At 67.5% G+C, this 8818-nt stretch carries 7 protein-coding genes; all 7 read right to left on the bottom strand.

Annotated features, from left to right (window positions below):
• Window positions 1-217: 217 nt before the first annotated feature.
• A complete protein-coding gene (locus AC5RV2_RS11555) occupies window positions 218-2083 on the bottom strand; it encodes a PEP-utilizing enzyme (RefSeq protein ID WP_494092449.1) in 1866 nt (621 codons plus the stop codon).
• 142 nt (window positions 2084-2225) lie between these two features.
• Window positions 2226-3401 carry a PEP/pyruvate-binding domain-containing protein gene (locus AC5RV2_RS11550; RefSeq protein WP_494092448.1) on the bottom strand — a complete coding sequence of 392 codons (1176 nt, stop codon included), beginning with the start codon at window positions 3399-3401 and terminating at the stop codon, window positions 2226-2228.
• Between the two features lie 4 nt (window positions 3402-3405).
• Window positions 3406-4680, bottom strand: coding sequence for a cytochrome P450 (locus AC5RV2_RS11545; RefSeq protein ID WP_494092447.1), 1275 nt, complete (start codon window positions 4678-4680; stop codon window positions 3406-3408).
• Between the two features lie 216 nt (window positions 4681-4896).
• On the bottom strand, window positions 4897-5691 hold the full coding sequence (locus AC5RV2_RS11540) for an IclR family transcriptional regulator (RefSeq protein ID WP_494092446.1): 795 nt from the start codon (window positions 5689-5691) through the stop codon (window positions 4897-4899).
• Between the two features lie 242 nt (window positions 5692-5933).
• Window positions 5934-6620, bottom strand: coding sequence for an HD domain-containing protein (locus AC5RV2_RS11535; RefSeq protein WP_494092445.1), 687 nt, complete (start codon window positions 6618-6620; stop codon window positions 5934-5936).
• A 250-nt stretch (window positions 6621-6870) separates the two neighbouring features.
• The gene (locus AC5RV2_RS11530; RefSeq protein ID WP_494092444.1) at window positions 6871-7833 is read right to left on the bottom strand and encodes a glycosyltransferase family 4 protein; all 963 of its coding nucleotides are present in this window, start codon (window positions 7831-7833) and stop codon (window positions 6871-6873) included.
• On the bottom strand, window positions 7830-8708 hold the full coding sequence (locus tag AC5RV2_RS11525) for an alpha/beta fold hydrolase (protein ID WP_494092443.1): 879 nt from the start codon (window positions 8706-8708) through the stop codon (window positions 7830-7832). Before AC5RV2_RS11525 ends, AC5RV2_RS11530 begins: the two co-directional genes overlap by 4 nt.
• Between the last annotated feature and the right edge of the window lie 110 nt (window positions 8709-8818).

The raw sequence follows: 8818 nt of genomic DNA, 5'->3' as shown, positions 1-8818 counted from the left end.
AGGCGCGGCCCAGCCCGCCGGCGGCTCCGGTAATCAGCACGGTCCGGGTGCCGGGCCCCTGGTCGGGGTCCGGGAAGCCGTGGCCGGCCGTGGCGTCGGGGGGAGGCTGTGTCATCGTCACGCTTTCATGTTCGGAGTGCCGGACCGGGCCCGCTGGGGGTGCCGGCTTTGCCCGGCCCGGCACTTGGTGTACCTGAGTTGCGGCGGTACCGGAAACTCAGGTGTGGCTGTGTGCTCCCGGCCCGGTGACGGCCGGTTCGGCTTCCTCAACGTCCAGGATCTGCACGGTGCCCTTGGTCCCGTCCACCCGCAGCCGCTGGCCGGTCTTGATGGTGGTGGAGGCCGAGCCGGTGCCGGTCACCGCCGGCAGCCCGTACTCCCGGCAGACAATCGCGGCGTGGCTCATCATGCCGCCGATGTCCGTGACGGTGGCCTTGATCTTGCCGAAGATCGGCCCCCAGCTCGGCGCGGTCACGGTGGCCACCAGGATCTCGTCCTGCTGTACCTCGGAGAGCTGATCGGAATCGTGGACCACCCGTGCGTACCCCTCGACGATGCCCGGGGACGCGGCCATGCCGCGCAGTCCGCCGCCTTCGACCTCTTCGCCCTCGCCCAGCCACTGCTGGACCTGTTCGGTGGTGATGCCCCAGAGCATCCGGGTGAAGGGTTCGGTGATCGAGGCCGGCGGGGTGTTGAGCGCCGGTGCCGGCCGCGCGGTCTTCAGCGCGTCCACGATCTTGCGGCGGCGCTCGATTTCCTCCGGCCAGTAGGTGGGGCCGATCGGCTCGGCACCCACGCCCCAGCCGGTGACCAGGTCAAAGAGCGCGTCGCGGACCTCGTTCCGGTTCAGGTAGAGCAGGTCGTCCGGTTCGGTCCAGAATCCCTCGGCGTGCATCATCCGGGACAGCTCGCGGATCTTGCGCCAGAAGACGCCCATGGTCCAGTGCTCGATGTAGAAGTTGTGGTTTTCCACGTACGGGTAGGCGGTGGCGGCCAGCTGGCGCTTGGCGTCGAACGCGGCCAGGGTCTCGCCGTCGAGCAGTTCGCGGTATTCCTCCACGATCCGCTCCTTCTCCGCCACCAGCTCCTCGACCGGGCGCATGATGTCCTGGCCTTCGTCCAGCCGGCGGATGTAGTCGGCGATGTAGCCCAGCGGGATTTCCTGGTGTTCGTTCCAGTACTTGTCGTGCCCGTAGAAGCCGTTGCCCACGGTGAAGTTGAACCACGGGTCCTTGGCTTCCTCGTAGCGCGCGATCCAGCGGTCGCCGCCCTCGGAGGCGCCGACCGCGGCCAAGGTGGCATCGACGTCGTCCGTGTTGCCGAAGGCGGACTGCAGGCCCAGCTCCACGGCCAGCTTGGCGAGGTGCTTGAGCTCGTCGTCCGGGCGGAAGAGTTCCATGTCCACGCCCTGCACCATGGTGGCGATCGACTGGTCGGGGATGTTCGGGAAGACTTCCTTGCAGAAGTTGAAGAAGTCCAGGTAGGCGATGTAGCCCAGGTTCAGGAACTCAAAGTGGTACTGCCAGTTCTGGTAGGCCAGCTGGATCAGCCGGTCGTAGTTCTCCAGCAACACCTCGGAGCCGTCCATGGCCTTGCCGGTGGTGATGTCTTCCATCGGGACCATATCCGGCAGCTTCTTGAACGAAATGGTTTCCATTTCGTCGATGGTGCCGCGGACCTTCACGTGCCACTGCTTGAGCAGTTCCTCCCAGTTCTGGAAGTAGTGGCCCACGCGCTGCTCGAAATGCGGGACCCGGGCGGCGATCTGGTCCTCCGGGACCGGGATCGGCGACATGTACAGGTAGCCCAGGTGCACCCGGAACTCGATGCCGTTGGCGTTGGGGATCATCAGGTGCCGGGCGTTGTACTGGCCCAGGCACTTGACCGCGAACTCGCCGCCGATGGTCTCGAACGGCTTGTAGACGGTGGGCCAGTGCTGGCTGTCGCAGAACCAGAACTTGGCGTCTTCCTGTTCCTTGAGCTTGTCCTGGAACACCAGATAGTACGGGTAGATCTTCTCCCAGCCCTCGGCGCCGGCGGGGACCGGCAGTTCGGAGGGCTTCGGGAAGGACTTCATAGACATGGCGGTCCTTTCGGTGGCGGCTCTGCGTTGAGCCTTCGGTGGGCGGTTCGGTGGAGCTGTTGGAGCCTTGCTGCCGTGCGGTGGAGCTGTTAAAGCCTTGCTGCCGTGCGGTGGAACAGGCGGAACAGTTTCAGGGCAATGGTCAGGCGGACGGCTTCAGCAGCGAGGCGGTGATGCTGCCCAGGCTGAAGCCGCCGGCGGCGGTGCCTGCGTTCCCGGCTCCTGCGCTCCCGGTTGAAGAGGCGGCCGCCGTCGCGGGAGCAGCACCAAGGGCCGCGGCGTATCCGCCGGCTCCCGGCACTGCGGACGACGACGCCACAGGCTTCTTGGAGGAGTGCACGGTTTCCGGCCGGGACTGCAGCAGCAGCAGGTTTTCGCCGTCGGGCAGGTCCCTGTCCAGCGCCCACTCGATGTCCTGCGGGCACTTGTAGTGTTTCTCGGCCCGCTTTGCCATCCGTGCCACGGCGAGCAGTTCGTCGTCGGTCAGGCTGCGCCGGGCCCGCCGCTCGGCGTCGACCTCCCGCTCCACGAGGGTGCGCGCGGCGGCATCGGGTATCAGTTCGGCGTGCTTGTCGCCCAGGTGTTCGGCGACCGGGGCCAGCGTGACCTTGTCCAGCACGATGTTGTCCGGCGTGACCTGCCCCGAGACCACCATTTCGCCGACGCCGTAGGACGCGTCGATGGTGATCTTGGAGCGGTCGCCGTTGGCCGGGTCCAGCGTCATGGCGACGCCGGAGACCCTGGCGTTGACCATCTTCTGCACGACGACGGCCATCGACAGGCCCTGGTCCGGGATGTTGTTCTTCAGCCGGTAAATGATGGCGCGCGAGGTGTAGAGCGATGCCCAGCAGCTGCGGATGTGTTCGCCGACGGCGGCGAAGCCTTCCAGCCAGAGGTAGGTGTCCTGCTGTCCGGCGAAGGAGGCATCCGGCAGATCCTCGGCGGTGGCGGAGGACCGCACCGCCACCGGGACCGGCGCGTCAAAGCGGGACATCAGGGCGTCATAGGCCTCGACGGTCTGGGCGCGCATGTCGGCCGGTACCGGGCGGGAGCAAATGTCTTCGCGGATGGAGGCGGATACCGCGTCCACCTGGGCGATGTCTTCCGGGTCCAGGCCGGCCAGCAGTTGGTTGATGTGCTCGGTGATCCCGGCTTCCTGCATGAAGCGGTCGAATTGGGCGGTCGTGACGACGAATCCCGGGGGCACCGGCATGCCCGCCGAGGTCATGGTGACCAGCGAGGCGCCCTTGCCGCCGAGGTTCTCGAGCGTGGGCTCGATGCCGCCGTCGAAAAACTGGATAAATTCGTTGCTGCGCATGGGCTCAGGCCTCCCAGCTGACGGGGACGGTTTCGGGGACTCGGAAGGAGATGTTTTCGCGGAACTCGATGTTTCCGGGATTCTCCAGCTTCAGGTTTGGTGCCAGCCGCGCCACCTCTTCCAGGGCGATCTTGGCCTGCAGTTTGGCGAGCATGTTGCCCAGGCAGTAGTGGATGCCGAAGCCGAAGGACAGGTGTTCGCGGGCGTTGCCGCGGGAGATGTCGAACTCCTCGCCGTCTTCGAAGCGGGCGGCATCGCGGTTGGCGGAGCCCATCAGCAGCAGCAATTCGCCGCCCTCCGGGATCTTGACCCCGCCGACTTCGGTGTCCTTGAGCGCCTTCCGGCGCCAGCCGACGATGGAGCCGGAGAAGCGCAGCACCTCGTCGATGGCTGCCGGGATCTTCCGGGGTTCCTCCACCAGCTGCTGCCATTGGTCCGGGCGGGCCAGCAGCACGCGCAGGGAGTTGGCGATCAGGGTGGTGGTGGTCTCGTGTCCGGCGAACAGCAGGGAGTAGAGGATCGAGGCGATCTCGTGGTCGCTGATCTCCGCGCCGTCCTGCTGGGCCTTGACCAGGTCGCCGGTCAGGTTGTCGCCGCCTTCCTCGTGGGCGACGCGGACCAGGCGCAGGCATTCCTGCCAGTACTCCACCAGGTTGTGGGCGTGCGGGATCTGCTCCTCATCGCTGAGGTCGCCCCAGGTCATCGCCGCGCGGGAATCGGACCAACGCTTGAACGTGTCCACCTGGGAGACGTCGGCGCCGATCAGCGTCAGGATCGTGACCGTCGGGACGGTGTAGGCCAGGTCCTTCACGAGTTCGCCGCGGCGATCGGGGCGGGCCAGCATGGCTTCCAGCTGGTCCACGACGTTCTGCCGGATGAACGGTTCCAGCGCCTTGTAGCGGCGCGGAGTGAAAGCTTTTTGGGCGACGGCGCGAATCCGGGTGTGCTCCGGCGGGCGGCGGGCCGAAAGCCCGGAGTAGGCGGTGAAGCCGCCCTCTTCCATGATCTTGGTGGCCTGCGGGCCGCGCCGGCGGACCGGCGCCTGGGCGTTTTCGCTGGAGAAGGTCTCCCAGTCCTCGAAAACGGCCTTGATGTCGTCGTAGCGGGAAACCACGTAGTAGCCGACGCGCTCGTCAAACATGACGGGCTGCTCGTTCCGCAGCTCGGTGTAGGCCGGGAACGGATCCTTCATTTGGAACGGCTCATAGCCGTGGTGCCCTGCGGGGGCCTCGGCACCGTGGCCGAACGGGCAAGCTGCCGTTTCGGTCGAAGATGACATCTGGAACTCCTTGGGGTCTGCTTCCGCCGTCGCCGTTGTCGGTTTCAGCGGGCTGATTAGACTCCAGTGTTGCCCACGTCACTCTCAAGGCCTAAGAACCTCTTCCACTCAGTGGAAACGAATAGTGCTTAGCATCTCGCCGCGTGCGGCGGCGTGGTCAGGCCTTGCTTGGCGGAGCTGGCCGGCAGTGGCTCCAACGCGATTCGGGCCGGGCACTCAGGCCTTCCGGGCGATGTGGCTTCCCAGCAAAGACTCCAGCGGGATGTGCGCGGTGGCGCGTTCGATCTGTGCCGAGACACCGCGCAGCGCCGGAAGGTGCCGCGTCATCGTGGGGGCCTGCGACGTCAGCAACACTAGTCCCAGCCCGGCGCCGATCCGGCCGGTGTGGAAAACGGGCACGGCGATGGAGCAGGAGCCGAGCCGGACTTCCTCCAGCGTGGTGGCGTAGCCCTGCTCGCGAATCTGGACCAGTTCCTCCGCCAGGCGCCCGGGAACAATGTGGGTGTGGGCGGTGGGACGTTCCAGCTGCCGGTTCAAGTAGGCGGTGCGCACCCACTCCTCCTCGTACGCGAGGATGACTTTCCCGACGGCGGTCGCGTGCATCGGCAGCCGGCCACCGACCCGCGAGGCACGGGGCACGCGCTTGGTGCCGTAGATACGCTCGATGTACAGCACCTCGTGGCCTTCCCGGACCGCCAACTGGGAAGTCTCGCCGGTCAGGGAGAACAGGTCCTGCACGAACGGGCGCGCAGCTTCGCGCAGTTGCCGGCCGGCATTCTGCGCCAGCTCCCAAAGGCGAATGCCCAGTTGGTAGCGGCCGTTGGCGCCGCGGGAGAGGAAGCCCCATTCCGTCAACTCCGCGACCAGCCGGTGCGTGGTACTCAACGGCAGTCCGGAACCCTCGGAAATCTGGGTCAGGCTCAGCGCGCTGCGGGATTGCTCGAAGGCTTCAAGGATGGCCAGCACGCGGGACGTGACCGTGCGTCCCGGATCTCGGCTACCGCCGGCCATAGCTGCCTCCCATATTCCGCCGCCGGCCTGACAAAGCCGGGCACCGCCGCCGTCCGGGCAAAGCCGGGCACCGTCGTCGTCCGATAAAGCAGGGCATCGCCGTCGTCCAGACAAAGGCGGGCATCGCCGTCGTCCAGGCAAAGCCGGGCACCGCCGTCGTCCCTACTAAGCCGGACAGCGTCGTCGTCAGTTCCGCGGAGCTTCACAGCCGGCGCCATTGCGGCACCCGGCCGAAACCGAGTCTAGCCGCCGGCCAGCAGTGCCCGGCGCTGCGGCCACAACGTTACCGATTCCAGCGCGGACAGCGCGCGCGCCATTGCCTTTGCCTCCTCGGTGAAGAGGTGGCCCAAGACGCGCTGGCTGCAGAGTCGAAGCGCCTGGCCGCGGTCCAGCCCGAACCACTCCATCACGGTGTCGACGCCGTGCGGGCTGAGCCGCCACGTTTTGTCTGCATCCTTGACGATGGCGTCCTCGATCGAGAGGGCCTCCTTGCGCGAGTCGTGCCCGTCGATGATCTCCAAAATGCGCGGAATGAGCGCCGGGTCATGGCCGGCCTCTTCGAGGATCCCGGCCGCCAGTCGGGCGCCCTCCTTCTCGTGCAGCAAGACGAGGTCGGGCCGGCCGCCGCCGGGGGCGATCGCGGCGAGGACCTGGTCCGGGGGCACCTGCGACCAGCCGATGTCGTGCAGCATGATGGCCGGAAGGACGACGTCGGCATCGGCCTCGGGGTGGGCGGCCAGCAGGGCCTGGGCCAGGCCATAGGCGTAGAGGGTGTGGGCATCGTTATCGCGGACGGCAAGCAACGGCGCCGCTTGCTGCCAGATCCGGTCCAAGTGCGCGTCCAGGTGCACCACGCCGTCCGGCTGGGCCTCAATGGCGGCGGCGACGTCGTGGCCGTACAGGTTGGCGGCGGGCAGCAGCTTCGTCATGCCCACAGCATGACGAGCAATCGCCGGGCGGGCAACCGGGTGGTTCCGCTGAACGGAAGGTGGGCTGAGGGCGGGCGGGGGCTGGTTGCTGGCGGGGTGCTTCGCGGGCGGAGTGGTTAGGGGGGCGGACACCAGCGGGCTGCCGGCGCAGACGGGCAGCTTGCGCCGTAACTTCCCACGTTTCGGCGCATGCTTAAGCATCTTGCCTAGTCAGAGAGGTGTCAGCCGACCAATACATGGGAAGTTATGGCTAAACATGGGCAGATAAGCGCTGCCCGGCCGCCGCGAAGTCGGCGGGCTCGTCCGGGTCCACGAGCGTGACGGCGCCGCCACCGACCTCCCGGAAGATGGGGATGTCGCTGGCGATCACCGGCGTTCCGGCGGCCATGGCCTCGATCAGCGGCAGGCCGAAGCCCTCGTCACGGGAGAGCGTGACCAGCGCCGTGGCCCGCTGCAGCAGCTGCTGGTACCCGTCGTCGGAAATTCCGTTGTGGAAGACCAGCCGGCGAGGGTCGACGGCCCGCGCCTCCAGCTCGGCCTGCCGATCCGGACGCACCGGGCTGAGCAGATGCAGCCGGTAGTCCGGCAGCAGCGCCATGGCGTCAACGATGGTTTCAACGTTTTTGTACGGCATGAACGAGCCCATGTAGAGCAGGGTCTTGTCGCGGCCGCCCGCGGGATCGCGCGGCGCTCCCTGCGGCTGGGCGGCGTTGGAAACAATCCGGATCGGCCTGCGGGTGAGCCGGCGCCGTTCCATCAACGCCCGCGTGGTGTGGCTGATGGTTGCGACCGTGTCCGCACGGTTCAACAGGAGGCGCTGCGGCCAGTAGGCCTTGTGGTAAAGCCGCCAGAGCCACTGCACCGGCTTGGGCAGGAAGCCCGGCGGTTTGGGGTGGGAGTAGTAGATCAGGTCGTGCAGCGTCAGGATGAGCCCGTATTTGCGGCCGAAGCTGCCCATGGTCTGCATCGGGCAGACGACGACGTCGGCGCCCAGCTTGTTCACGCGGCGCGCCACGAAGAGTTCGGCGGGGGAGAGGGGGCTGTTGATCTTGACCCAGGGCACGTCGGGCAGGAACTGCAGCTGCCGCTCGTCGTTGATCAGCATGCTCACGTCCGCCAGCCGGGACGCGGCTTCGATGAGGCTGGCGCCGTACCGGCTGATGCCGTCCAGCTGGTCGGTGCGCGTGAACCGGGCGTCAATCAGGAGTTTCATGCACTCACTCCGTCGATGAAGTCCCGGATGAGGGTGGCGGCCGCTGCCGGGGTTTCGTAATGGATCAAATGCCCGACGGCGGGGATCACTTCCAGCCGCGAGTCCGGGATCATCGCCGCGAGCCTGCGCTGGCTCGCCACGGAACCGATGTCGTCCCGTTCGCCGGCGATCAGGAGGACCGGAAGCTCCAGCCGGCCGGCGACCTGCGCGACGTCGGCGGAGATGGACGCCCGGAAGGCCTCCAGCACCACCTGCCGGTTCGCGAAGGCGCTGAAGTAGGCGTCGTGCTGCCCGTGGATGTAGGAACGCAGCTGCGGGTCGCGGGTCTTCGCCATCATGATGCTCATGCCCCGGACGATCAGCCGGTGGCGCAGCAGCCAGAGGCCCAGCCGCTCGGGCAGCTTGGCCCCGGCGAAGTAGTAGAACTCGGCGAGCCGGGAGGGGATCGCCTTGGGGCCCTGCAGCGCGGGTTCGCTGATCGGGTTGACCAGAACGGCGGCCCGGAAGCTGCCAGGATGCGCCGCCAGGTAGTGGCTCACCACGATGGACCCGAAGGAGTGTCCCAGGACGTAGGTGTCGGGGCCCAGCTTGAGTTCGCCGGCCAGGGCGTGCAGGAACCGGGTGTAGCCCTTGATATCGTGGGCGCCGGCAGCCAGCGGCTCCGATTCGCCGAAGCCGGGAAGGTCGGGGGCGATCACCCGGTAGCCGGGCAGCCGGCCTACCACCAGCTCCAACCCGTGGTGATCGCCGCGGAAGCCGTGGATGACCAAGAGGGTGGGCGCGCCGTCGTCGTCCGCGGGATATTCCCAGTAGCGCACCCGGGCGCCGTCGAGCAGAATTTCGCGGCGCACCGCACGGTCGGCAACGGCGGTCACGCCGGGGTCCCTCCTGATTTCATGCCTTCGACTCTACCGACCCCCGGGTGCGTTGCCGCGCAGCGCGGCCGATGTTGCCTGCGCAGGCGCCGGCCCGGACGGCGCCCGCC

This window comes from Arthrobacter sp. Y3225116, assembly GCF_059091245.1.
The sequence above is the reverse complement of the archived record's forward strand: the minus strand, read 5'-3'. Positions and strand labels throughout refer to the sequence as shown.